The organism is Rhizobium sp. 32-5/1, assembly GCF_029537235.1.
Lineage (GTDB): Bacteria > Pseudomonadota > Alphaproteobacteria > Rhizobiales > Rhizobiaceae > Pararhizobium.
Map to the genome: position 1 here is coordinate 1,911,198 of NZ_CP120638.1, position 23,591 is coordinate 1,934,788.

The 23,591-nt window shown below is 60.7% G+C and carries 19 protein-coding genes and 4 pseudogenes; 8 read left to right on the forward strand and 15 right to left on the reverse strand.

The features are described 5' to 3' along the window. Positions 1-194: 194 nt before the first annotated feature. A pseudogene (locus P6U16_RS09865) lies at positions 195-1,171 on the reverse strand (pyridoxal-phosphate dependent enzyme). Positions 1,172-1,290: 119 nt separating this feature from the next. Here P6U16_RS09865 and P6U16_RS09875 point away from each other — a divergent pair. The 4 genes from P6U16_RS09875 (at position 1,291) to P6U16_RS09890 (ending at position 6,665) form a co-directional block, all read left to right on the forward strand. Then, a complete protein-coding gene (locus tag P6U16_RS09875) occupies positions 1,291-1,734 on the forward strand; it encodes an Lrp/AsnC family transcriptional regulator (protein WP_349017695.1) in 444 nt (147 codons plus the stop codon). A gap of 644 nt (positions 1,735-2,378) precedes the next feature. Continuing rightward, entirely contained in the window at positions 2,379-3,326 is a 948-nt protein-coding gene (gshB, locus tag P6U16_RS09880; protein ID WP_277703584.1) for a glutathione synthase, read from the forward strand. A gap of 907 nt (positions 3,327-4,233) precedes the next feature. After that, positions 4,234-5,796 (forward strand): AAA family ATPase, encoded by a 1,563-nt coding sequence (locus tag P6U16_RS09885; protein ID WP_277703585.1) that lies wholly within the window; start codon positions 4,234-4,236, stop codon positions 5,794-5,796. 2 nt (positions 5,797-5,798) lie between these two features. Further along, the gene (locus P6U16_RS09890; protein WP_277703586.1) at positions 5,799-6,665 is read left to right on the forward strand and encodes an HNH endonuclease signature motif containing protein; all 867 of its coding nucleotides are present in this window, start codon (positions 5,799-5,801) and stop codon (positions 6,663-6,665) included. Between the two features lie 185 nt (positions 6,666-6,850). Here the strand turns inward: P6U16_RS09890 and P6U16_RS09895 are convergent, their stop codons facing one another. Then, complete coding sequence (locus tag P6U16_RS09895; RefSeq protein WP_277703587.1) at positions 6,851-6,997, reverse strand: hypothetical protein; 147 nt, start codon at positions 6,995-6,997, stop codon at positions 6,851-6,853. Positions 6,998-7,185: 188 nt separating this feature from the next. Between P6U16_RS09895 and P6U16_RS09900 the strand changes: the two are divergent. Beyond that, positions 7,186-8,627 (forward strand): annotated as a pseudogene (locus P6U16_RS09900) (YifB family Mg chelatase-like AAA ATPase); the annotation flags it as partial. Between the two features lie 48 nt (positions 8,628-8,675). Here P6U16_RS09900 and cysK read toward each other — a convergent pair. Next, positions 8,676-9,644, reverse strand: a complete 969-nt coding sequence (gene cysK, locus P6U16_RS09905; RefSeq protein ID WP_277703588.1) for a cysteine synthase A — start codon at positions 9,642-9,644, stop codon at positions 8,676-8,678. A 132-nt stretch (positions 9,645-9,776) separates the two neighbouring features. After that, positions 9,777-10,394 carry a LysE family translocator gene (locus P6U16_RS09910; RefSeq protein WP_277703589.1) on the reverse strand — a complete coding sequence of 206 codons (618 nt, stop codon included), beginning with the start codon at positions 10,392-10,394 and terminating at the stop codon, positions 9,777-9,779. A 144-nt stretch (positions 10,395-10,538) separates the two neighbouring features. Between P6U16_RS09910 and P6U16_RS09915 the strand changes: the two genes are divergently transcribed. After that, positions 10,539-11,096 (forward strand): cysteine hydrolase family protein, encoded by a 558-nt coding sequence (locus tag P6U16_RS09915; protein ID WP_277703590.1) that lies wholly within the window; start codon positions 10,539-10,541, stop codon positions 11,094-11,096. A gap of 22 nt (positions 11,097-11,118) precedes the next feature. Here P6U16_RS09915 and P6U16_RS09920 read toward each other — a convergent pair whose 3' ends face one another. Both P6U16_RS09920 and P6U16_RS09925 read right to left on the reverse strand, forming a co-directional pair. Beyond that, positions 11,119-11,424, reverse strand: a complete 306-nt coding sequence (locus P6U16_RS09920) for an NIPSNAP family protein (RefSeq protein ID WP_277703591.1) — start codon at positions 11,422-11,424, stop codon at positions 11,119-11,121. 13 nt (positions 11,425-11,437) lie between these two features. Further along, the gene (locus P6U16_RS09925) at positions 11,438-12,370 is read right to left on the reverse strand and encodes a DMT family transporter (protein WP_277703592.1); all 933 of its coding nucleotides are present in this window, start codon (positions 12,368-12,370) and stop codon (positions 11,438-11,440) included. Positions 12,371-12,502: 132 nt separating this feature from the next. On the opposite strand from P6U16_RS09925, the gene P6U16_RS09930 reads away from it, so the two are divergent. Continuing rightward, positions 12,503-12,940, forward strand: coding sequence for an Lrp/AsnC family transcriptional regulator (locus P6U16_RS09930; RefSeq protein WP_277703593.1), 438 nt, complete (start codon positions 12,503-12,505; stop codon positions 12,938-12,940). Here P6U16_RS09930 and dut read toward each other — a convergent pair whose 3' ends face one another. Then, positions 12,941-13,411: a dUTP diphosphatase gene (gene dut, locus P6U16_RS09935; RefSeq protein WP_277703810.1), complete on the reverse strand. Its 471-nt coding sequence runs from the start codon at positions 13,409-13,411 to the stop codon at positions 12,941-12,943. Between the two features lie 93 nt (positions 13,412-13,504). On the opposite strand from dut, the pseudogene P6U16_RS09940 reads away from it, so the two are divergent. Continuing rightward, positions 13,505-15,087, forward strand: a pseudogene (locus P6U16_RS09940) (peptide chain release factor 3). A gap of 28 nt (positions 15,088-15,115) precedes the next feature. Here P6U16_RS09940 and P6U16_RS09945 read toward each other — a convergent pair. The 8 genes and pseudogenes from P6U16_RS09945 to iolC all read right to left on the reverse strand — a co-directional run bounded on the left by P6U16_RS09945 (position 15,116) and on the right by iolC (position 23,590). After that, positions 15,116-15,732: pseudogene (locus tag P6U16_RS09945) on the reverse strand (HAD-IA family hydrolase). 181 nt (positions 15,733-15,913) lie between these two features. Next, positions 15,914-16,525, reverse strand: a complete 612-nt coding sequence (locus tag P6U16_RS09950) for a LysE family translocator (protein WP_277703594.1) — start codon at positions 16,523-16,525, stop codon at positions 15,914-15,916. An 84-nt stretch (positions 16,526-16,609) separates the two neighbouring features. Beyond that, complete coding sequence (locus tag P6U16_RS09955) at positions 16,610-17,413, reverse strand: AraC family transcriptional regulator (RefSeq protein ID WP_277703595.1); 804 nt, start codon at positions 17,411-17,413, stop codon at positions 16,610-16,612. A gap of 4 nt (positions 17,414-17,417) precedes the next feature. Beyond that, positions 17,418-17,822, reverse strand: coding sequence for a GFA family protein (locus P6U16_RS09960; protein ID WP_277703596.1), 405 nt, complete (start codon positions 17,820-17,822; stop codon positions 17,418-17,420). 36 nt (positions 17,823-17,858) lie between these two features. After that, positions 17,859-18,659, reverse strand: a complete 801-nt coding sequence (gene iolB, locus P6U16_RS09965; protein WP_277703597.1) for a 5-deoxy-glucuronate isomerase — start codon at positions 18,657-18,659, stop codon at positions 17,859-17,861. Between the two features lie 150 nt (positions 18,660-18,809). Then, complete coding sequence (gene iolE, locus P6U16_RS09970; RefSeq protein ID WP_277703598.1) at positions 18,810-19,727, reverse strand: myo-inosose-2 dehydratase; 918 nt, start codon at positions 19,725-19,727, stop codon at positions 18,810-18,812. Between the two features lie 24 nt (positions 19,728-19,751). Next, entirely contained in the window at positions 19,752-21,602 is a 1,851-nt protein-coding gene (gene iolD / locus P6U16_RS09975) for a 3D-(3,5/4)-trihydroxycyclohexane-1,2-dione acylhydrolase (decyclizing) (RefSeq protein WP_277703599.1), read from the reverse strand. A gap of 68 nt (positions 21,603-21,670) precedes the next feature. Further along, positions 21,671-23,590 carry a 5-dehydro-2-deoxygluconokinase gene (gene iolC / locus P6U16_RS09980; RefSeq protein WP_277703600.1) on the reverse strand — a complete coding sequence of 640 codons (1,920 nt, stop codon included), beginning with the start codon at positions 23,588-23,590 and terminating at the stop codon, positions 21,671-21,673. Position 23,591 lies beyond the last annotated feature (1 nt).

Here is a 23,591-nt window from a genome sequence, read left to right on the forward strand (position 1 = left end):
CGGAGCGTGCGGGCAAGTCCCGCGTGCACGCCGGGCGAAAGGTCTATGCCTACTCAGGAAAGGCCAGATTTTACGCTATACTCAATCGCGCGCAGCTTGTCAGACATCCATGAAGTTTAGCGATGCGGGTGGCAACACCCACTTTCGTGACGCGGCGACGCTAGTTCGGGCAGTAAAAAATCGATTGCGTTCCTCTAACAGGCGCTGGTACCGCCCTTTACGGCGGATGGAAGCCATGCCTTGATCTGTTGATCGGTAAGGTTGGCACCGCACAACATCGTCGCCACACGGCGGCCTTTCAGGGCAGCTGCCTGCGCAAGAATTGCGGCAAGCCCCGCCGCACCGGCTGGTTCGACAAGACGGCTCCATGTTTCGTGGGCGAACCGCATTGCATCGACAAGCTGAGCGTCATCCACGAGAACGACTTCATCGATCGTGTCTCTGAGCCAGCCGAGAGCCGATGGCACCGGACTCCGGACGGCAATTCCATCGGCAATCGTGCGCGCCTCCAGCGTCGAGATCACGTCCCCTGAATTGAAGGACAGAGCCATGCACGGGGCACCGGTGGCAGCGACGGCAATGACCCTGGTTCGCGGCGAACGCGATTTGAACCAGCATCCAATTCCGGCCGCCAAAGCACCGTTGCCAAGCGGAATGAAGACGGCGTCTATATCTTCGACCTCTTCCGTCAGTTCGGCGGCAATTGTTCCTGCCCCTTCCGCGATGGCCGCGCTCGCGCCGTCCTCGATGAATGGCAGGCCCCGCTCGCCAGCGTAGATTTTAGCGGCCTCCTTCGCAGCGTCAAAATCGTCCCCGGCGAGGAAAACCTCCGCGCCAAACCGGCGCATGGCCTCGATCTTCAGCGGATTGGCGTTCAGACTGGCGAAGACGACCAGAGATCGCCCATGCCGCGCGGCATTGTAGGCAAGCCCCTGACCGAAGTTCCCGGCGGATGCCGTGACGAGAGGGTTCTGCCGGTGGCGAGATCGGCGAGAAAATACCCCGTCCCGCGCCCCTTGAAGCTGCGGATCGGATTTTGCGTTTCATCCTTGACGACAAGCGACAGCCCGAACCTTTCGGAACGGAGCAGATTGGTGTTCAGAAAAATCGGATCGATGCGCTTGCGGGCATCTTCGATTTTGACGGCTGAAAGAGGTGTTTGTTTTGTCATGGCGAGATGGTATGCGCTTTCAGCGCGGATAAGCCGCGCCTTTTTAAATTTCTTGTCGGCTTTTCCGCTCACAACTTCGGTTCTACGCTATGGATGCTACTGATCGGACCATTCTTTCGATGCTGCAGGAGAACGCCGATGTTCCCGGCAAGGTCATTGCTGATGCGGTCAATCTTTCCACTTCGGCCGTCGAACGGCGGATCAGCAAACTCAAGCAGGACGGGATCATCGAAAAAATCGTGGCGGTCGTCAGTCCGAAGGCCGTCGATCGCACGCTGTCCGTTCTGGTCGAGCTTGAAATCCAGAACGAACATCGGCACACGCTGGAGCAATTCCAGCGATGGCTCGACCGTGCCCCTGAAGTCCAGTCGTGCTGGTACGTCACCGGCGATATGGATTATGTCCTGCTTGTAGCCGTCCGCAATCTTGACGAATACAATGCGTTCATCGAGAGGCTCATGAGCGAGCAACAGGCGCTCGTGCGAAAATACAAGAGCCTGATCGCACTGAAGACGATCAAGCACGGGCTGGGGCTTTCCTTGCTTGAAGAGGAGCTTTCGTAAGGCTGCCTGCCCACGTCACTTGGACCCGTTCGATCGCGTTCCCCAAAAAATTCATCCCCGTAAATCCCCGCTTCCCGCACCCGTGCCATACTCTTCCCGTCCCGCCATCGGATACACCGGAGAGCGTTGCCGGCGAGGCGGGGCCGGTGCCTTCGGTTTGCGTTTGAAACGCAGATGCTGCCGCAGGGGCCTGCAGAAAATGGTTTCCCTCTCGCCTGAAACAGGGCGGGGCGTGCCTGTGCGGCACATAGGAGGACCGGCCACGGATGTGTCGTGAGACATATCCAGGTAGCACGAAGGTTCTTTCGTGTTGCCCCGTACCGCAAATGGTACCGCCACCCCGACGAGAAACCGGAGTTGCAGGTAAAAACCACCGAGACGGGGCACATCGTGTGTCACTTAAATCTTACTCAATCCGGCACCCGATGTGTCCCGGCCGAGTTCCACCTCCCCGCAGGCAAGCGGGATTTCAAGCCACGGGCGAAAACAGCCGCGTGAATGTGTCGTCGCGCCCGCCAATGCGCTGAGCCGAAACAACCGGTTTGGTCGAAGACCCGGTATGGTCCCTCGCCTTGTCCTCTCCACCTTGTCTAAGCGGTGCGCGGCATTTACATGTGGCGGAACATCTCAACAGGAAATGACACATGGCGAAGATCATTAATGTCGCGGTCCAGATGGACCATGTCTCGGGCATCAACATTGCCGGCGACAGCACCTTTGCCATGAGCCTTGAGGCGCAAGCGCGCGGCTACAAGCTGTTTCACTACACGCCTGACAAGCTCAGCATGCGCGACGGCAAGATCATCGCCGCCGTCGAGCCGATGGAACTGCGCGACGTCAAGGGCGATCATTACACGCTGGGCGAGGCCGAGCGCATCGACCTCTCGACCATGGACGTGGTGCTTTTGCGTCAGGATCCGCCCTTCGACATGTCCTACATCACCTCGACGCATCTTCTGGAGCGCATCCACCCGAAGACGCTTGTTGTCAATGATCCGGCTTGGGTGCGCAATTCGCCGGAGAAGATTTTCGTCACCGAATTCCCGGACCTTATGCCGAAGACGCTGATCACCCGCGATCCGGCGGAAATCGCCCGCTTCCGTGCCGAGATGGGCGATATCATTCTGAAGCCGCTTTACGGCAATGGCGGCGCCGGCGTCTTCCATTCGACCCGCGACGACCGCAACATGTCTTCGCTGCTCGAAATGTTCGGCCAGATGTTCCGCGAACCCTTCATCGCCCAGGAATATCTGCCGGCCGTGCGCAAGGGCGACAAGCGCATCATCCTCGTCGACGGCGCGCCTGTCGGCGCCATCAACCGCGTGCCGGCCGAGCACGATGCCCGTTCCAACATGCACGCCGGCGGCACGCCGATGCCGACCGAGCTGACGACACGCGAAAAGGAAATCTGCGCCCGTATCGGCCCTGCCCTGCGGGAACGCGGCTTCCTGCTCGTCGGCATCGACGTCATCGGCGAAGTCATGACCGAAATCAACGTCACCTCGCCGACGGGTATCCGCGAGGTCAAGAAATTCGGCGGCGCCGATATTGCAGCCCTGCTCTGGGACGCGATCGAGAAAAAGCGCGGCTGACGTCACTCGCCTGATGCGTGTTCACGGTTGTTCGCCTCTGTTCGCAAAATACAACCTGACGCAACCATAGCGATTCCAAAACGGAATTCTGTTCGATAATTGTTCTTGTTTTATTCCGTTAATCGTGCAAGATTTTCGGATACAACCAAAAAGGGTTGAGGCGGGCGAGATGAACACGCCGGTCGGAGAACAGGGGCAATCATGGTCGCGCGTGTCAGCACGGTTGCATTTCAGGGCATAGAGGGCGTGCCTGTCGATGTTCAGGTCATGGTCGCACCGGGCAAGGTCGGCATGCACATCGGTGGGGTGTCGTAGACTGGAAGGTGATTGGGTCGATTTCCCATGACCTCACAATGGTACACGGTCTCTTCGTCAGAAGGGATTTCCGTGGAAATCGGATCGGCAGCAGTCTGCTTTTTAATGCGGTGCTCGACGTTGCTCGGGTTCTAGAGGTCGCTGCCTTTAACAAGAGGGCGATACGCTTTTACAAGCGGTGCGGGTGGACGCTGTCGGGTCGGTTCCGGGAGGACGTTTACGATTATCGAGTTCGAATGCGTTCGATGCGGTTTGACATCAGTACGAGCGACTTACCGAATTGGTGCCGTGAGCGGGCTGTCCGCTTGCGACGGTCGAGGATAAAGTAGCTGCCATACAGCAGGTTCGATCGCGATCGCCGCCTTCGACCCCATTACGGTTAGTCGAAATCAAATATTATAATACTGAAAGCTGCCAGTCGAAGTGTGAGGTGACTTCGGCTCAGCGCCCGTTTATTCTGGACGAGTGCTTGCGCGGGCGCGGCACATCGGCGATGAGATATTTTTCACATGCGTGCCTATACGATGCCTCTCCAACCATCAGCGTTACGTGCTCACAACGGTCTAAGCTAACTGCAACAGGAGACGACTCCGTGCGTTTCATCGTCAATTTCAGGGAAGGTGAATCGCCAACCACTGACCTGTACCCGCATGCGGTCCTGGTACAGGACAACTGGGACGACTACGGCTACAAATCTACCTTCCACGTCACATTGCTGATGTCGGCCACCGACAAGATCGACTTAGGTACGATAAAGATCATCGAGGCAGACCGCGAGAGCGGGTTTACGAAAATGCCGCGGCGCGTGTTCACGCAACTGTCCGAGGGACACGGGTCACTCGGCGGAGACATCGATTACTACGAAACCCTTTACAAGTTAGGACCGAACGTTTTCCAGCCATTCCTCCAAGGATTGCGAGATATCGCATTCAGCGAAGACGCTAGGGCGGCGGTGGAAGACTCCGATGGTTTTCGAGTCTCCCTGCTTCGTTTCGGCGGAGCAGAGCGAACTATAGTCGACGCAACGCGGCTGCTTCGCGCTCAAACGCTGCCGATCAGGCGGCGCAGTCGCGGTTTCCGGGTCAATTTCAGAACCCGCGTCGCGGATTCTGCAAAGTCCTTCGCGGTTAGTTTCGATTTCCGGCGACGCGCCAATCTGCCGAACCGGATCAACGCCCTCATCGGATACAACGGAACCGGAAAAACCCGGCTGTTGTCGAACTTGGCCATCGTGGCGAGTGGGTACGGCTACCAAACCAAGGAAGATGTGCTGGGCAGGGCGGCAGGGCGGTTCACGGATGGGTCGCCGCCTTTCAAAACCGTTGTAGTCGTCTCCTACAGCGCCTTCGACACTTTCGTTATTCCTGGCAGAACCGACGTCGAGAAACAGCGTCTCGAGGACGAAGGGGAGATCTTCGGTTACGTCTATTGCGGTTTGCGTGAGCGCGCTGAAGTAGATGGTCCACGTGGAGAACAAATCTATCGGCTCAAGACACCCGTGGAGACGCAATCCGAGTTCCTTCAAGCAATAGAGCGCGTCAGGATCGCCGATCGATCCGGCCAATTACTCGAAATTCTTCGTCCGTTGTTCCGGGATCCATCATTCGAACGCATCGGCCTGACTCAGTTGTTCTCCAACCAGGAGGAAAGAGAGCTGGCGGAGCTGTTCAACGGTTTGAGCAGCGGTCACAAAGTGGTTCTCAAGATAGTCACGGAGCTGACGGCCCACATTTCCGGCTCCAATCCGACGCTGGTTCTGATCGATGAGCCCGAGACGCATCTGCATCCTCCGTTGCTCGCTGCGTTCTTGAAGAGCGTGCGAATCTGCTTGGAGACCTTCGACGGGTATGCCGTGATCGCTACTCACTCACCGGTCGTGCTTCAAGAAACGCCCGCCAGGTTCGTTCGCGTGCTTCGCCGCGCTGGGGACCGGAATATGGTTCTTGCCCCCGAAATCGAGACTTTTGCAGAAAATATCGGAGTGATAACCCAAGAGGTGTTCAACCTCGGGGACGGCTCCACCGATTGGCACTCCACACTGCGGGATCTTGCCGAAAACACAGAGCTCGAAGAGATCGAGGAGATGTTCGAAAGACCTCTGGGTTTCGCAGCTCGCTCGTACGTGCTGAGCGTGCGCGATGAGATTGAGGATTAGGGATGCGGTCCATCCCCCTGTTGGCAGTCGAGGCCGAGACCATATTCGACGACATAGCTGCGGCGAAGCAGAAGCGGCGGCGCGTCCGCATGAAAGCGGTCAGGGCAAAGGTCCTTGCCTCCTACCAAAGCTACGAAGACGCGACACCGGAAGTCGGAGGACTTAGCAAGGCAGTGATGACAACATTGCAAAAAGATGCCATGCGTCACGCGTTCAACGTCGAAACCAAGCCGATGGAAGCTCTGCGGGGCGATATGCTCAAGAGGGTCGCCGTCGCGCGATGCCCTTTCTGCGGCATCAGCGAGTCGACCACCCTCGATCACTATCTCCCGAAGGAGCAGTATCCTGAGTTCGCGATTTTTCCGAAGAACCTGGTGCCATGCTGTTCGCACTGCAACACGAAGAAGCGCGATCGGATCGTCGATGCTGGTACCGATGTCAGAATGTTCCTGCATCCTTGCTACGACATAATTCCCGATGAGGAATTCATCCAGGTGCGCACTCGAATGGCCGAAAATGCTCTGATCCTTTCCTACAGGGTGGTTCGGCCCGAGGGGATGCAGCAGCAGACATTCCTCCACTTGCGCTCCCATTTCACCGAACTGGGCCTTGCCGACAGATATCGTCTAATGGGACTGGATCATCTCGGAAGCCAGTACCCATCGTTGCGCCGGGCATATGGCAAGGATGCCGATGCCGATCGGGTGGCTGAAAAATTGAGCGAGCTGGCTGGAGATTTCGAGGATGTCGCCGGGCCGAACTACTGGTTGGCCAAGCTCTATCGAGCTCTGTCTGAAAACGAAGACTTCTGCGACGGCGGTTTCGAAAGCATCAAAGTCGAGAAGGTAGTCGCCTCTTCTCCTCCTTGATCAACTGACGACAAGCAAGCCGCATGTTCAAGGGAACAGTCGACTCCATATCCTCGGTCTTCAACGAGGTCGGCGAATCTTTGATGGCGACTACTTACAGTGACCAGCACGACTAAGCACAGGTGAGAAGCTGCAGACCCTCCGATGCATACACACGACCGACTTGTCGAGGGCATGCTGAGCGCCTACGCCGCAAAGGTCAGCTTGTTGGCAGCACCCTTGGAGGCGGGGCGACCTTCGCGTTCGGCGGTATCATCGACATTGAACTTTACAAAGCCGTTGGCGTCCGCTTCTCCGGCCCTGCAGACGGAAGCGGTCAGTCTGCAATCCACCCCAATTCAGCATCCTCTCTAATTGGTCGAATGGCAGCTTCCAGGAAATTCGCCAGCAGAGTTGAACGACCGAATTGAAGGCGCAAAGCAGCCGAAGCTCGACTAACAAAGCGCTGAGCAAGTCTGTCCCCACCGACGGGAAAATACTCTATCTACACATTTAAAGGTTGTAATTATTCCACCCCTCAATGCAGATCGTCGGCCTTCCGGACAAGGCGGTGGCGGAAAGCCGGGAGCGGGTTCAAGCTGCCCTGCATGCCTCCGGCCTTTCGCTTCCGGCCAAGAAGGTAACTGTCAATCTCGCACCGGCCGATTTGCCCAAAGAGGGCAGTCATTTCGATCTTCCGATCGCGCTTGGCCTGATGGCGGCGCTTGGGGCAATCCCTGCCGACGCGCTCGCGGGTTATGTCGTGATCGGCGAGCTCAATCTCGACGGCACGATTGCGGCCGTTGCCGGCGCCCTCCCGGCTGCCATCGGCGCCAATGCGCTCGGCAAGGGGCTGATCTGCCCATCCGACAGCGGCGCCGAAGCCGCCTGGGCCGGCAGCGGAATGGATATCCTTGCACCCCGCAGCCTGATTGCACTCTCCAATCATTTCCGCGGCACCCAGGTCCTGTCGCGCCCCGAGCCGGCGATCCGCTCCAATGCCGCCAACATGCCTGATCTTGCGGATATCAAGGGCCAGGAAAGTGCCAAGCGCGCGCTCGAAGTCGCGGCCGCCGGAAATCATAACCTTTTGATGGTCGGACCGCCCGGATCGGGCAAGTCGATGCTTGCCGCCCGCCTGCCCTCGATCCTGCCGCCGCTTTTGCCTGCCGAACTGCTCGAAGTCTCGATGATCCACTCGATCGCCGGTCAGCTCGCCGGCGGCAAGCTTTCCGACCGGCGGCCGTTTCGCACCCCACATCACTCCGCCACCATGGCGGCGATGATCGGCGGCGGCTTGCGGGCCAAGCCCGGCGAAGCCTCTCTTGCCCACCACGGCGTGCTGTTTCTCGACGAGTTCCCGGAATTCACGCCGCAGGTGCTTGATGCCTTGCGCCAGCCGCTGGAAACGGCCGAGTGCATCATCGCGCGTGCCAATCATCGGGTCACCTATCCGGCCGCGATCCAGCTTGTGGCGGCCATGAACCCCTGCCGCTGCGGCATGGCGGGCGAGCCCGGACATACCTGCGCCCGCGGCCGCGCTGCGTCTCGGATTATCAGGGCCGCATTTCCGGGCCGCTGATGGACCGGATCGATATTCGCATCGACGTACCGGCCGTCACCGCCGCCGACCTCATTCGCCCGATGCAGGCGGAAACGAGCGCCACCGTCGCCCGCCGGGTGGCACGGGCCCGGGAAATCCAGCAGGACCGCTTCATCGCCTTTGGGACGCCATCCATCTCTTCCAATGCGCGCTGCACGACGGCGATGATCGAGACCATGGCCGAACCGGATGCCAGCGGCCTGCAATTGCTGCGCGACGCTGCCGAGAAGCTGAAGTTTTCGGCACGCGGCTACCACCGGGTCCTCAAAGTGGCGCGCACGCTCGCCGATCTCGATGGAAAAGCCACCGTCGGGCGCATCCATCTGGCGGAAGCCATCTCCTACCGCGTCGCCGGCGAGCGGCTGACGGCGGCTGCTTGAACGCAGAAGGGCGCCGAAGCGCCCCTTGCACGAATTCGAAACTTTGGATCAGCCGCCAAGCCCTTCGAACAGCAGCGTCGAGGTGTAGCGCTCGGCAAAGGAGGGGATGATCACCACGATCGTCTTGCCTTGGTTTTCCGGGCGTTGGCCGACCTTGATGGCTGCCGCAAGCGCTGCACCCGACGAAATGCCGACCGGCACACCTTCGAGACGCGCCACATGGCGGGCCGTTTCGATGGCGGTCGCGCTGTTCACGGTCACCACCTCGTCATAGATCTTGGTGTCGAGGATGGCAGGTGCAAAACCGGCGCCGATGCCCTGGATCTTGTGCGGACCCGGCGCGCCGCCGGACAGGACCGGCGATTCTTCCGGCTCGACGGCGATGACCTGGACCGCAGGGTTTTTGGCCTTCAGGACTTGGCCGACGCCGGTGATCGTGCCGCCGGTGCCGATGCCCGAGACGAAGATATCGATCCCGCCATCAGTGTCGTTCCAGATTTCCTCCGCGGTCGTCTTGCGGTGGATTTCCGGGTTGGCCGGATTTTCGAACTGCTGCGGAATGATCGCGTCCGGCGTCGCTGCCGCCAGTTCCTCGGCCTTGGCGATGGCACCCTTCATGCCCTTTGGCCCTTCCGTCAGCACCAGTTCGGCGCCGAGCAGCGCCAGCATCTTGCGGCGCTCGATCGACATGGTCTCGGGCATGGTGAGAATCAGCCTGTAGCCCTTGGCAGCAGCAGCGAAGGCCAGCGCGATGCCGGTATTGCCCGACGTCGGCTCGATCAGCGTGGTCTTGCCGGGCGTGATCTTGCCCTGCGCTTCGAGGCTTTCGATCATGGCAACGCCGATGCGGTCCTTGACGGAGGCGATCGGATTGAAGAATTCGAGCTTGGCCAGAAGGTGGGCCTTGACGCCGTTTTCCTTTGCCAGCTTGTCGAGGCGTACGATCGGCGTATCGCCGATGGTCTCGGTGATCGAGGAATAGACGCGGCCGCGGCCGGGCTTGCGTGGTTCGGACATGGAGTTCTCCCTTTTTCCATTCTTGGAAGAGACAATAGGGTCAAAGCCCCGGCCTTGCCAGAGCGCCAATCCTGCAGCCCTCGCAGGCGGGGGAAAAACTGTTGTGGAACGAGGGCTTGCGAGACGAATATTTCAGGCCGCGCGGGTAGCGATATAGGCGGCCGTTCCACCAAGGATGCTGGCCGCGACGCGGTTCAGGGTTTTCAGGGCACGGGGCTGTTTCAGCAGCAGCCGCGCCCGTGTCGCCAGAAGGATATAGGGCAGCAGCACCGCCAGAAGCACAAGAAATGTCGCGAGAACCAAAAGGCCATAATCGGCAAGGCCGATGCTGTGCAGGTCGATCAGCGTCGGCACCAGCGCCACGTAGAACAGCATGGTTTTCGGATTGCCGAGCGTTACCAAGAGGCCTGAGAGAAACGACATTCCCATATTGCCTGTAGTCCTCGCCTTGACGTCCTGCGCCAGAATGCCTGATGTCCAGAGTTTCCAGGCGATGTAGACGAGATAGAGCGCACCGGCGATCTTGATGACGGTAAAGGCCGCGGTGAAGGTTTGCGCAATGAAGGCAAGGCCGAGAATGACGGCCGTCAGATAGATGACATCACCCAGAATGAGACCGAGGCCCATGAAGAAGGTCTCGCGGAAACCGGATCCCAGTGCCCGTGCGACGATCGCGGTCATGCCCGGCCCGGGAATGGCGGCCGCAATGAAGAGAGCGGCGCAATAGGCCAGCAGCACGGGAATGGTCATGTTTATCTCCTCCGGACGGTAGCGCAGCAATAGTCCTCCACTACGGATTTTTCAATCTGTCCAGCATTGAAACAGCTCTAAAGAAAAGGGCTTTTGCACGCCGGGGAATCGGGTAAAAGCACAGAAAATTCAAAGGAGAAGACCATGAGCACAGCCCTTTTGATCATCGACGTCCAGAACGCCATTGTGGCCGGGCTTGGGACGCCGGAACGGCAGCCGGCGATCGATGCGGCGCTCAACCAGATGATCGGCCGGTTGCAGGTCGTCCAGGCCCGGGCCCGCACCGCCCATATCCCGGTTTTCATGGTCCAGCACGATGGCGGCCCCGGGGATCCCTTGGCGCGCAGCAGCATGGGCTGGGGCCTGCGGCATGAAATCGCCCCCATCTCCGGCGAGGCGGTGATCCACAAGAAGAGCTGTGATTCCTTCTTCGGCACAGACCTCGATGCGCAGCTGCGCCAGCGCTCGATCAGCCATCTGGTGATCGGCGGCTGCATGACGCAGTTCTGCATCGATACGACGGCAAGGCGCGCTGTCACGCTCGGCTATGACGTCACGCTTCTCTCCGACGGCCATACGACCGCCGACATGGGCAATCTCACCTTCGACCAGATCATCGCCCATCACAACGCCGTGCTCGACGGCTTCGACGCCGGCGCGCATGCCATCGCCCTGCGGCCGTCCGCGGAAGTGACGTTCTAACACAAAGGATCCAGCGGCCTGTTTATTCGAAGACAGGCCGCATGAAACTACGCTCGTAGCTGAGAATGCAACGGGTTTCCTCCGCCAGCGCAAACGCAGCCTTGCACTCGGCGTCCTCGGCCATGCGAAGGCGATAGTGTTCATAGGCGGCCAGACTCGGGAAACTGAACAGCGCCAGCGCGATATTGTTGGCGCCTTCATGCGGCAGGAAATAGCCGTGATGCGTCCCGCCCAGCCGGTTGACCAGAGGAATCCAGAGCTTCGCATAGGCCTCGAAGTCGGCAAGCTTGTAGGGATCGATCGTGTACCGAAGGCTGCAGGTGATCATCGCTCTTCTCCGTTCATTTCAAGTTGATGGCCTTTTCGGCGCGTCGCTTAACCATCCCTGCCGGCCGGAATTTTCTGCAGGTGGCAGGCGACCAGCCAAGATTCATACCCGCCGCGGCAAGCAGGATGACGGCCGAGCCGACCATCTGAAGCGACTGCAGCGCGTGGCCGAAGGCAAAGCGATCGACGAGGATAGCGGCGATCGGATATATGAAAGACAGGGCGCCGGTCAGATGGGTCGGCAGCTTCTGGATGGCGCCGTAGAGCAGCACATACATCAGCCCGGTATGCAAGACGCCCATGGCAATCAGCATTGCCCAGGGTCCTGCCGATTGCGGATATGCCGACAGATCAACAAAAGGCGCCATCATCAACACACCGGTTGCGACCTGAATCAGGGCGATCAGATGCGGCGGCGTGCCCTTCAGCCACTTGGCGGCGAGCGCTGCCAGCGCATAGAAGAACGCCGCGCCGAGTGCGAGCAGGATGCCGATACCATAGCCCGGCATCGCGCCGCCGCCCTTGCCCTGAACGATCGCCAGCATGCCGGCAAAGGCGAGCAGCAGCCAGAACAGCTTCATCCGCGTGATCTTCTCACCAAGGAACAGAGCGCCGAGGCCGAGAAGCATGAAGGGTTGGGTGTTGTAGACCGTGGTCGCGATGGAGATCGAGGCGTGGCTATAGGAGGCGAACAGCAGCAACCAGTTTGCAACGATGGCGATGCCACCGAGAACCGCGATTGCGAAGATGCGCCAGTTCAGGATTCCGGGGCGCAGGAAGCCGAGCGCACCACAGACGACAAGCAGGCTGAGCGCACCGAAGAAACAGCGCCAGAAGACGACGCTGACCACCGGTTGACCGGACATCACCACGAACCATCCGATCGTTCCGGAAATGAGCATCGCCGCGCTCATTTCCACCGTGCCCTTGCGGATATCCCTGTCCATCGCCTTACTCCTTGTATCGAGAGGCCAAGGATATTGAGTGCGTACGCTGCAATCTATGAAGCAGGATAGGCAATCAGCGTCATATCCATTATAATTGAAGGCACAAACAGATAATCACCTTCGGAGAAAAATATGTTGGATTCCGTTGACGGACGCATTCTCGACCTGCTGGCAGACAATGCCCGTCTGTCGCTGAAGGAAATTGCCGCAGCCGTCGGCCTGTCATCACCCAGCGCGGCCGATCGTCTGCGCAAGCTGGAAGAGCGCGGCGTGCTCGACCGCTATACGATCAGCGTGCATCCGGCCGCACTAGGCTACCTGCTGCAGGCGATCGTCCGCGTCCGGCCGATGCCGGGGCAATTGCATATCGTCGAAAGGATCATTCAGGAAACGCCTGAGATCGTCGAATGCGACAAGGTGACAGGCGACGACTGCTTCATCGCACGCATCTATGTGCGCTCGATGGAGGAACTCGACACGATCCTCGACAAGATCGCCGAGAGAGCGCAGACCAACACCTCGATCGTCAAATCCTCGCCGGTAAAGCGGCGGTTGCCGCCGCTTTCCTAATCACACCCCCGTCGAACCGAAACCGCCGGCACCGCGCGCTGTCTCGCTAGTGCCCGCCGTCTCGCGGACGGAGACCTGCGTCACCGGCGCCACAACCATCTGGGCCACGCGCATGCCGCGTTCGATGACGAAGTCCTCTTCGCCGAGATTGACGAGCAGGACCTTGACCTCGCCGCGATAATCGCTGTCGATCGTGCCCGGCGTGTTCAGGCAGGTGATGCCGTGTTTGAAGGCAAGGCCGGAGCGCGGGCGGATCTGGGCCTCGTATCCATCCGGTATCTCGAAGACGAAGCCGGTCGGCACGAGCGCGCGCTTGCCCGGGGAGAGTATCAATGGCCTTTCGGTCTCGACCGCTGCCCGCAGGTCCATGCCGGCGGCACCCGCCGTTTCATAGGATGGCAGTTCGATATCCGCGCCATGGGGCAGACGGACGAGGCTGAGCGTGGGGCTGGTCTGCGCGTGAAGGGTCATGACGGGCATTACTTTGCCGCCGGTAGACGCGGGTCAATTGCAAAGTCGGGCCGAAATCGCTAGATAGCGCACAACTCACAGGAATCTCGACATATGGCCGAAAGTCTCGCCGAGGCGGTTTCCCGCCGCCGCACCTTTGCTATTATCGCGCACCCGGATGCGGGCAAGACGACGCTCACCGAAAAGCTGCTGCTATTCGGCGGCGCGATCCAGCTTGCCGGCGAGGTGAAGGCCAAGAAGGACCGCATCCAGACGCGGTCCGACTGGATGAAGATCGAGCGCGAACGCGGCATCTCGGTCGTCACTTCGGTGATGACCTTTGAGTATGGCGGCAATGTCTTCAACATCCTCGATACGCCCGGCCACGAGGACTTCGCGGACGACACCTATCGCACGCTGACGGCGGTGGACGCGGCCGTCATGGTCATCGACGCCGCCAAGGGCATCGAGCCGCGAACGCTGAAGCTGTTTGAAGTCTGCCGCATGCGCGACATCCCGATCATCACCTTCGTCAACAAGATGGACCGCGAAAGCCGCGACATCTTTGAGATACTCGACGAGGTCGAGGAGAAGCTGGCGCTCGATACGGCCCCGATCACCTGGCCGGTCGGGCGCTCGAAAGCTTCTGCGGCTCGTACAATCTCGTCGAAAACACCTTCCGTGGTTCTGACAAGCAGGTCGAGGCGCTCGCCGTCAACAGCCCGAAGAACGTCGCCGAAAACCTGCCGGAAAACGAACGCGCCACCTTTATCGACGAGTTGGAACTGGCACAGCAAGCCTGCAAGCCCTTCGATCAAAAGGCCTTCCTCGAAGGCCACATGACGCCGGTCTTCTTCGGTTCAGCGCTACGCAATTTCGGGGTCCGCGATCTGATCAATGCACTTGGCGATTTCGCGCCGCCGCCGCGCGACCAGGTTGCCGACACCCGCACGGTGCATGCGACCGACGACAAGATGACGGCCTTCGTCTTCAAGATCCAGGCCAATATGGACCCGAACCACCGGGACCGCATCGCCTTTGCCCGCATCTGCTCGGGCAAGCTTGAGCGCGGCATGAAGGCACGGCTGTCGCGCACCGGAAAACAGCTTGGCCTCACCGCGCCGCAGTTCTTCTTTGCCTCGCAGCGCCAGCTCGCCGATACGGCCTATGCCGGCGATGTGGTGGGCATTCCCAACCACGGCACGCTCAGGATCGGAGACACGCTGACCGAGGGCGAACAGCTGGTGTTCCAGGGCGTTCCCAACTTCTCGCCGGAAATCCTGCGCCGCGTGCGGCTGGAGGATGCGATGAAGGCGAAAAAGCTCAAGGAAGCGCTGCAGCAGATGGCCGAGGAAGGCGTCGTGCAGCTGTTTTCACCCGAGGACGGGTCGCCCGCCATCGTCGGCGTTGTCGGCGCGCTGCAGCTCGACGTGTTGAAGGAGCGGCTGCAGGGGGAATATGGCCTGCCGGTGTCCTTCGAAATGGCCCGCTTCTCGGTCTGCCGCTGGATCTCGTCCGACAAGCCGGGTGAGATCGACCGCTTCGTCACCGCACGCCGCGGCGACATCGCCCGCGATCTCGACGGCGACCCGGTATTCCTGGCGCAGGACGGCTTCTCGCTGAACTACGAGTCCGAGCGCTGGAAAGACATCAAGATGGTTGCCATCAAAGAATATCACGTCGCCAAGGCGGCGTGATATCAAGCAACGACCGAGCCGCCTTCGCCTAACGGCGATCAATCAGCATAAGATCGCCGTTTTCATCGATTGAGACTTCGATGCCGACATAGCCGGGAATGGTCGGGTGGCTGGTTTCGAAGGGTGCGTGTGCGTGGCGGTGATGACCATGACGTCGGCACCAGCGGCTTCGCCGGCGATGACACCGGCCGCGACATCCTCGAACACCAGGCAATCCCTGGCGTCGAAACCAACGCGTTTTGCGCCAAGCAGGTAACATTCCGGGCTCGGCTTGCCGCGCGAAACATCCTCGGCGATGACGATGAATTTCGGCTCCGGCAGGCCGGCTGCGGCGATGCGGACCTTGGCAAGCTCGCGTGGCGAGGAGGTGACGATCGCCCAGCGCTCCGGGGGCAGGCTTTTCAGGAATTCGATCGCTCCGGGCAGAGGTTTTACGCCTTCGACATCCTCCATCTCGCCCTGGCAGATGAGGGCGGATTCGACCTCCGGATCGACGCCCGGCAGGCCAAGCTGGCGGATTGTATCGACACCGCGCTTGCCGTGCATGGTCGGCAGAAAAGTCGCGACATCGAGCCCATGGCTTTCGGCCCAACGCCCCCAGACCCGCTCGGCCGCTTCGATGGAACTCAGCAGCGTGCCATCCATATCGAACAGGAAAGCGGAATATTTCTTGCCGAAAACCGGCGAAGTCGGGGAGGACAAGGGGCAAACTCCTGTGAAGAGGGCAGCCACCGAGGTGGCTGCGGTGCGAGCTAACCTCGAATAAGAGGATTCCCTCTTGAGATCAAATGCATATCGCCGCGCACCACAGCCGGGTTCCGCTTCTTCAACGCGTTGAGAGGGCGAGACGCAGTCCCATCAATCCGAAGGCGCCGGCAAATCCGCGCCGCATCCAGACGATGACGCCCGGCCGGTCCATCACGTATCGGCGCGCTGCTGCTGCAAACACCCCGTAGACGACGAAAACGAGGAAAGTGAGCGCCATGAACATGGCGGCAAGGCCAAGCATGAAGACGGTGGGTGCAAGCGTCGTGGCCGGGACGAATTGCGGCAGAAAGGCGAGGAAGAACAGCGAGAGTTTCGGATTGAGGCTGTTGAGAAGCACGGCGGTCGCAATGATTTTCGCAGCCGGCGCCGGCGGCGCATCATCGGTTATGCGCAGGCTTTGGCTGTCGCGCAGCACACTCCAGGCCATATAGAGCAGGTAGGCGACCCCGAGATATTTGATGATCTCAAAGGCCAGGGCGCTGGCGTGCAGCAGGGCCGACAGGCCGACGATACTGGCAAGGATATGCGGCAGGATGCCCAGTGTGCATCCGAAGGCCGCAATGACGCTGGCCCGTGCGCCGCTGTTGAGCCCGGTTGCCAGCGTATAGAGCACGCCGGTGCCGGGCAGCAGGATGATGATGAGCGAGGTGAGCAGATAGTCGAGTGTCATGGTCGGTCCTTCTTTTGATGGAAGGACGATATGATGGTAACCGAACCGCACGGTCTTGAACGGAATTGCAGATCGGGACGGTTTTCAGGCAAGCGCCTGGCGATATGCACCCGGGGTCAGGCCGTAAGCGCGCACAAAGGTGCGGGTCATGTGGCTCTGGTCGGCAAATCCGCCGGCAAGCGCCGCCTCCGTCAGTGCCAGCCCCTGCCCGATCAGCCGGCGCGCGATGCCAAGCCGGCGCTGGACCAAATAGGCATGCGGCGTCATCCCGGTGGCGCGGCTGAAGCTGCGCAGCACCTGGAAGCGGGTGAGGCCGCTCACTTGCGCCAGATCGTTCAGCGTCACGTCCAAAGTCGGATCGTCATCGATAAAGCTGCGTGCCTTTTCGATCGACGGAGCCGCGCTTTTGCGGTGCGGTTTTTCGACAAGATGCTCTGCAACCAGTAAAAGCAGGCTGGTCTCAGAGCGCATCCGATCGACAGTGTCGGCAGCGGTCATGTCACGATACACGCAGAGCATATGCCGCGCGATATCGGGCTCCGTCATGACCGGATGCGAAAAGACGCAATCACCGGAGCGGCCCTCGGTAATGTCAAGGCTCGCGTGATGGACCAGCCGCGGATCGAGATAGAGCATGCGCCAGGAACGCCCTGCCGCGCCGATCGGCGTTCCATCATGCACCTCGCCCGGATTGACGGTGATCACGTCGCCGGGCCCTGCTTCGACCGGTCCGCGGCCGCTGGCCGATTTCTGCGCGCCACGCAGGATGACGCCAATGCCGAACTGGTCGTGGGTATGACGGCCGAAGCTGTGGACTGTGTCCGCCTCGACAGCCTCCACGCCCTCAACCCCACATTGTCGCATCCGGAACTGGCTGGATTTCTTCATCGGCTCAGCCTTGCTCGCGGCCCGGCAGTTTGTCGACCTCACCGAACCAGTTGGCTGCCGATGCGCACCAGATCTGATGTTTTGGCGTAATGGCCTTGCGCTGGCGGATATTGCCCCAGCGAATGCCGATCTCTTCGGCATCCTCGTCCGTGCCGGTGGTGTAGAGCGGAGAGCCGCAATCGCCGCAGAACATCTGGTAACGGATGCGGCCATTGGCGCCCGTCTTCACATAGGTCTTCGGCGTGCCTGATGTGATGCGGAAATCCTCGCGCCGGGCAGAGGCCGTGACGCGGTAGGCTGTGCCGGTCAGATGCTGGCAATCCGTGCAATGGCAGATCCCGACATCCTCGGGATCGATCACCGCTTCATACGCTACGGCACCGCAATGGCATTGTCCGTCGATCTGCATGCTTGCCCTCTCCTCTTCGAAGAGGAGTTTAGCGCATCAGACGCCGGTGAACAGCCAGGCATGCTCCTTGGCATTGTTGAATTTCCAGACGCGTGACGGCCCCGCCATGACGTTGAGATAATAAAGGTCGTAGCCATGGATGGCGGCGACCGGGTGATAGCCCTTCGGCACCAGCGTCACGTCGCCGTCCTCGACGGCCATCGTCTCATCCAGCGAGCGATCGTCGGTATAGACGCGCTGCATGGCAAAGCCCTGCGATGGATTGAGCCGGTGATAATAGGTTTCCTCAAGGAAACTCTCGGCCGGAAGATTGTCCTGGTCGTGCTTGTGCGGCGGATAGGACGAGGTATGGCCGCCAGGCGTGATGACTTCGACCACCAGCAGCGAATGCGCCGCGTTGTCATCTTCAGGCATGATGTTAGTGACATATCGGGTGTTGGTGTTCTTGCCGCGGGTCATCTGCGGATGGGTGCCTGCGGGAATGAGCTTTGTCGTGAAGTCGCCGCCGCCCGGCGCGGAACAAACGGCAAGTTCGAGATCGGTGACGGCCTTTACCTGCCATATAGCGTCCGGAGCGACGTAAAGTGCATGCGGCGCGCCCTCGAACGGGCTCATGCGCTCGCCCACCACGCCAAAATCCTCACCGTCGACGCTTACCTCGCTCTTGCCGCTGACCCAGACCAGGCAGGTTTCACGGCCGGTTGCCGGCGCGCTGATCGTCTCGCCGGCCTTCACCCTGTGCAGATCGAAGCCTACATAGGTCCAGCCGGCGTTTTCCGGCGTGACATGGGTGACGCGGCCATGGTCGCCCTTGGGCTTTACGAGCAGGTTCGGCATGAGTTTGGCTCCTTTTCAGTTCTGACCCTCCCCTTGAGGGGGAGGGTCGGCACGGAGTGCCGGGGTGGGGTGATTTCCTGCGTCAAACAACGGGTCACCCCCACCCGCAGCTTCGCTGCGACCTCCCCTCAAGGGGAGGTGAGCTACGCCTCACCCTTTCGGAAACCCTTCTGTCTCCACCGTGTAACCAGCCGCCGTCATGACGCGCATCAGTTCGGCATAACCGATCTCCGCCATCCTGGCGGGCGGCGACTTGCGCGGGTCCTGCTCGGCCTCGACCACGAACCAGCCTTCATAGCCATAATCGGCGAAACGCTGGACGATGGCGCCGAAATCGAGAGAGCCGTCGCCCGGGACGGTGAACGCCCCGAGTGCCACGGCGTCGAGGAAGGATTGCCGGCTGCGATCGAGACCATCGACGACGGACTGGCGGATGTCCTTCACATGCACATGGTTGATACGGGCATGGTGGTTGTCGATGGCGCGCAGCACGTCGCCGCCGGCGAAAGCCAGATGGCCGGCATCCAGCAGCAGCGGGATGCCTTCGCCCGAATGCTTCATGAAGGCGTCGAGTTCCTGCTCGGTCTCCACGACGGCTGCCATGTGGTGATGATAGGAGAGCGGCATGCCCTGATCAGCGCACCATTCGCCGAATTCGGTGACGCGGCGGGCATAGGCCTTCATCTCGTCATCGGCCAGCCGCGGCTTGGTGGCGAGCGGCTTGGAGCGGTCGCCCTGGATCGAGCGGCCGACTTCGCCATAGACGATGCAGGGCGCGTTGACGGCCTTGAACAGCTTGATCATCGGCGCGATGCGGTCCTTGTTGGCCGCAAGCTCCTCATCGACCAGCGTGCCCGAGAACCAGCCGCCGCACAGCGTCACATCGGCCGCGCGCAGGATCGGCAGCATCTCATTCGGATTGTTCGGGAAGCGCCGGCCCTGTTCCATGCCGGTAAAGCCCGCGCTGCGCGACTGGCGCAGGCATTCTTCGAGCGACACGTCGTCGCTCAGTTCAGGAAGGTCGTCGTTCCACCAGGCGATGGGCGACATGCCGAGTTTGGCTTTCATGGGAAGTCTCCTTGGAGAAAGGTCTTAGCCGATACGCTGGGAAGCGAGGGCTTTCTCATAGCCCTTGCGGGCCTCATTGACTGACGGCCGCACGGACACTTCCGGCACCGCAACATCCCACCAGTTGCCGCCCTCGTCCGTGGTGATCAGTGGATCGGTGTCAATGACAATGAAGGTCGTCCGCGTCTCGTCGGCCATCTCACTGAGCACGGTTTCAAGCTCGCTGATCGAAGAGACCTTGCGGGCGACGGCGCCCATCGAAGCAGCATGCGCAGCGAAATCGATGCCCGGCAGAGTGACGTGGTGGGTGTCTTTCAACAGATTGTTGAAGTTGGCACCGCCGGTCGCCATCTGCAAGCGGTTGATGCAGCCATAACCGGCATTGTCGAGAAGGACGATGGTGAGCTTGGTGCCGAGCATGATCGAGGACACCAGCTCGGAATTCAGCATCATGTAGCTGCCATCGCCGACCATGACGATAACGTCGCTGTCGGGCTTGGCGAGCTTCACGCCGACCCCGCCGGCTATTTCATAGCCCATGGTCGAGAAGCCGTATTCCATATGATAACTGCCGGGCTCTTCCGGCTGCCAGAGCTTGTGCAACTCTCCCGGAAGGCCACCCGAAGCGCAGACCAGTGTCGTGTTGTTCGGCCGGGCGCGCTGCACGGCGCCGATGACCTGCGCATCGGAGGGCAAGGCTACATTTGTCGTTGCCATGGCACGCTCGGCGGCTTTGAGCCATTCGACCTTGCCGTCAGCAGCGACCTTTGCCCAGCCGGCATCGAACGTGTGACTGCCAAGACCAGCGCTCAACGCGTCCAGGCCGACCCGCGCATCGGCAACCAGCGGCAGGCTCTCATGCTTGGCGGCATCGAAAGCCTGGACGTTGAGGCCGATGATCTTCACATCTTCATTACGGAACAGCGACCAGGAGCCGGTGGTGAAATCCTGCAGGCGCGTGCCAACAGCCAGAACGACATCGGCCTGACCCGCAACCAGATTGGAGGCGGAGGTGCCGGTGACGCCGACCGCGCCCATATTCTGCGCGTGGCCATGCGGCAAAGCAGACTTGCCTGATTGGGTCTCGACGACAGGCACGCCATGTTTTTCGGCGAAAGCTGCCAGCGCCTTGCTCGCCTGCGAATAAAGGACGCCGCCGCCGGCGATGATGACTGGCTTCTTCGCAGCTTTCAGGGCGGCGATTGCGGCAGACAGTTCGTCCGCATCCGGCTGCGACCGGCGGGTCGTCCAGATCTTTTCGGCAAAGAAGCTTTCGGGATAGTCGTAAGCCTCGGCCTGAACATCCTGACAAAGCGAAAGCGTCACCGGACCGCATTCGGCCGGATCGGTCAGCACCTGCATGGCACGACGCAGCGCTGGAATGATCTGCTCGGGACGAGTGATGCGGTCGAAATAGCGGGAGACGGGGCGGAAGCAGTCATTGGCGGTCATCGCACCATCGCCGAAATCCTCGACCTGCTGCAGAACTGGATCCGGCCGGCGATTTGCGAAGACGTCGCCGGGCAGGAACAGGACAGGCAGGCGGTTGACATGGGCGAGTGCCGCGGATGTCACCATATTGAGCGCGCCGGGGCCGATCGACGTGGTGCAGGCCATGAAACGCTGGCGGAAACTGGCTTTGGCATAGGCGATCGCCGCATTGGCCATGCCCTGTTCGTTCTGGGCGCGATAGGTCGGCAGCGTGTCCTTGATGCCGTGCAGCGCCTCGCCGATACCGGCGACGTTGCCATGACCGAAGATCGCGAACACGCCACCGAAGATGGGCAGCGTCTCGCCGTCGATCACGGTCATCTGCTTGGTCAAAAACCGCGCCAAGGCCTGCGCCATGGTCAGGCGGACTGTTTTCTGGTTCATTGTTTCCTCCTCGGGCCGAGGACTTTGCCTCGATTTATCTGATGTGTTTGAGGCAGCAACACGTCGCCTCAGGCAGCCTTCGCTTCACCCAGTTCCAACCAAAGGCCGACTAGCGCCCCGAACTTGCCGGCCATGTCGGCAATTGCCTGCTCGTCGCTTATGCTGCCGCCCAGCCAGGCCTTGGCAGCCTCCGCAAAAATGGTACGCCCGACGGCGAAACCCTTGACGGTGCGCGATGTCCGCGCTGCGGTAAAGCCTTCCTTCAGCGCTTCATAGGGTGCCTCGAGACCGAGCAGAACGACGCCGCGGCAAAGCGGATCACGGGTTTCGATCACCGCATCGATCGCCGCCCAGGCGCCAACGCTGGCCTGAGGCTCGAGCTTCCACCAGTCGGGCTTCAGACCCGCATCGTACATTTCGGTGAGCGCGCGGGGAATGGTCTGGTCGTCGAGCGTGCCGTGTTTGCCGGCGATGATTTCGATGAGGATTTCGCGGCCGACCTTGCGCGCCGCCTCGAAGGCCGAGCGTAGCTTGGCGATCTGTGTTGCCTTCATCTCGGCCGGATCATCAGGATGATAGAAGCTCAGCACCTTGATGCAGTGATCGACGGGCCAGTCGATCAGCCGCGAACCGAGATCCTGGCTGAATTCGAACTGCAAGGGACGCGAACCGGGAAGCTCGATCGGCTTTCCGATCCAGAAGTTCTTGTTGACGGCAAACAGCGCGTCGCGGCCATATTTGTCATCGATCAGCATGCCGAATCCGGGGCGGCCATCGGCGATGCGCTCGGCGGCCTTGACCGCCAGAACCTTGAAGGCCGGGATGCGCGCCAGGAGGCTAGCATCGCCAGCGGCCAGATCTTCCAACTGGCTGCGGTGGTCGATGGCAAGGGCCATCAGCTGCGGAATGGCGCGGCGGCGCGTGGTTGCCCAATGGACGTGATTGATCGCCTCGTCCTTGCGCAGGGCGCGCTCCTTGCTGCCATTGGCAAGGAAATACTGCAGTTCGGTCCAGGTCGGGATTTCCGGTGCGCACAGCAGCCGCGAGACGGCGAAGGCGCCGCAGGCATTGGCCCAGGTGGCGGAGGTCGCATGCGGCTCGCCCTTCAGCCAGCCGCGCAGGAAGCCGGACATGAAGGCGTCGCCGGCACCCAGAACATTGTAGACTTCGATCGGGAAGCCCTTGCCGACGATCCCGTCTTCCAGATTATCGGAAATCGCGCCGTCATAGACGATGCAGCCCATCGGCCCGCGCTTCAGCACGATCGTCGCCTTCGAATTGGCGCGGATGGTCTTCAGGGCGGCGAGAAGATCGCTGTCGCCGGAGGCGATCAGGACTTCCTCTTCCGTACCGACGATCAGGTCGCAATCAGCAAGAACGGTCCGCAGATGCGCCGACACCTTGTCCGAGGCGATGTAGCGGTTGTCGCCGGCATCATGGCCGGCCAGGCCCCAGAGATTGGGGCGATAGTCGATGTCGAAGACGACCTTGGCGCCACTCGCCTTGGCGATGCGGATCGCCTTGCGCTGCGCCGCATCGGTGTGCGGCTTGGCGAAATGCGTGCCGGTAACGAGGATGGCGCGGGCGGACCGGATGAAATCCTCGGACACGTCGTCTTCGCACAGCGCGCTGTCGGCGCAATTGTCGCGGTAGAACAGCAGCGGAAAGGAATGGTCGCTTTCGACGGAGAGGATGGCGAGCGCTGTCAGTCGCTCGGGGTCAGTGACGATGCCTTTCGTCTCGACGCCTTCGCGCTTCAACTGCTCTTTGATAAAGCGGCCCATCTGCTCCTTGCCGACGCGGGTCAGTAGCGCGGATTTCAGGCCGAGACGGGCAGTACCCACGGAAATATTGGTCGGGCAGCCGCCAACGGACTTGGCGAAGCTCGCCACATCCTCAAGGCGCGTGCCGATCTGCTGGCCATAGAGATCCACGGAGGCCCGGCCGATCGTGATCAGGTCCAGAGGCTTGTCTGTTGTCTGGCTCAAT

Excerpts from the sequence above, each read along its gene's own strand:
- P6U16_RS09875 (WP_349017695.1), top strand. The coding sequence starts at position 1,291 with ATGCTGCAGGAGAACGCCGATGTTCCCGGCAAGGTCATTGCTGATGCG.
- gshB (WP_277703584.1), top strand. The coding sequence starts at position 2,379 with ATGGCGAAGATCATTAATGTCGCGGTCCAGATGGACCATGTCTCGGGC.
- P6U16_RS09890 (WP_277703586.1), top strand. The coding sequence starts at position 5,799 with ATGCGGTCCATCCCCCTGTTGGCAGTCGAGGCCGAGACCATATTCGAC.
- cysK (WP_277703588.1), bottom strand. The coding sequence starts at position 9,644 with ATGTCCGAACCACGCAAGCCCGGCCGCGGCCGCGTCTATTCCTCGATC.
- P6U16_RS09910 (WP_277703589.1), bottom strand. The coding sequence starts at position 10,394 with ATGACCATTCCCGTGCTGCTGGCCTATTGCGCCGCTCTCTTCATTGCG.
- P6U16_RS09915 (WP_277703590.1), top strand. The coding sequence starts at position 10,539 with ATGAGCACAGCCCTTTTGATCATCGACGTCCAGAACGCCATTGTGGCC.
- P6U16_RS09920 (WP_277703591.1), bottom strand. The coding sequence starts at position 11,424 with ATGATCACCTGCAGCCTTCGGTACACGATCGATCCCTACAAGCTTGCC.
- P6U16_RS09925 (WP_277703592.1), bottom strand. The coding sequence starts at position 12,370 with ATGGACAGGGATATCCGCAAGGGCACGGTGGAAATGAGCGCGGCGATG.
- P6U16_RS09930 (WP_277703593.1), top strand. The coding sequence starts at position 12,503 with ATGTTGGATTCCGTTGACGGACGCATTCTCGACCTGCTGGCAGACAAT.
- dut (WP_277703810.1), bottom strand. The coding sequence starts at position 13,411 with ATGACCCTTCACGCGCAGACCAGCCCCACGCTCAGCCTCGTCCGTCTG.
- P6U16_RS09950 (WP_277703594.1), bottom strand. The coding sequence starts at position 16,525 with ATGACACTCGACTATCTGCTCACCTCGCTCATCATCATCCTGCTGCCC.
- P6U16_RS09955 (WP_277703595.1), bottom strand. The coding sequence starts at position 17,413 with ATGAAGAAATCCAGCCAGTTCCGGATGCGACAATGTGGGGTTGAGGGC.
- P6U16_RS09960 (WP_277703596.1), bottom strand. The coding sequence starts at position 17,822 with ATGCAGATCGACGGACAATGCCATTGCGGTGCCGTAGCGTATGAAGCG.
- iolB (WP_277703597.1), bottom strand. The coding sequence starts at position 18,659 with ATGCCGAACCTGCTCGTAAAGCCCAAGGGCGACCATGGCCGCGTCACC.
- iolE (WP_277703598.1), bottom strand. The coding sequence starts at position 19,727 with ATGAAAGCCAAACTCGGCATGTCGCCCATCGCCTGGTGGAACGACGAC.
- iolD (WP_277703599.1), bottom strand. The coding sequence starts at position 21,602 with ATGAACCAGAAAACAGTCCGCCTGACCATGGCGCAGGCCTTGGCGCGG.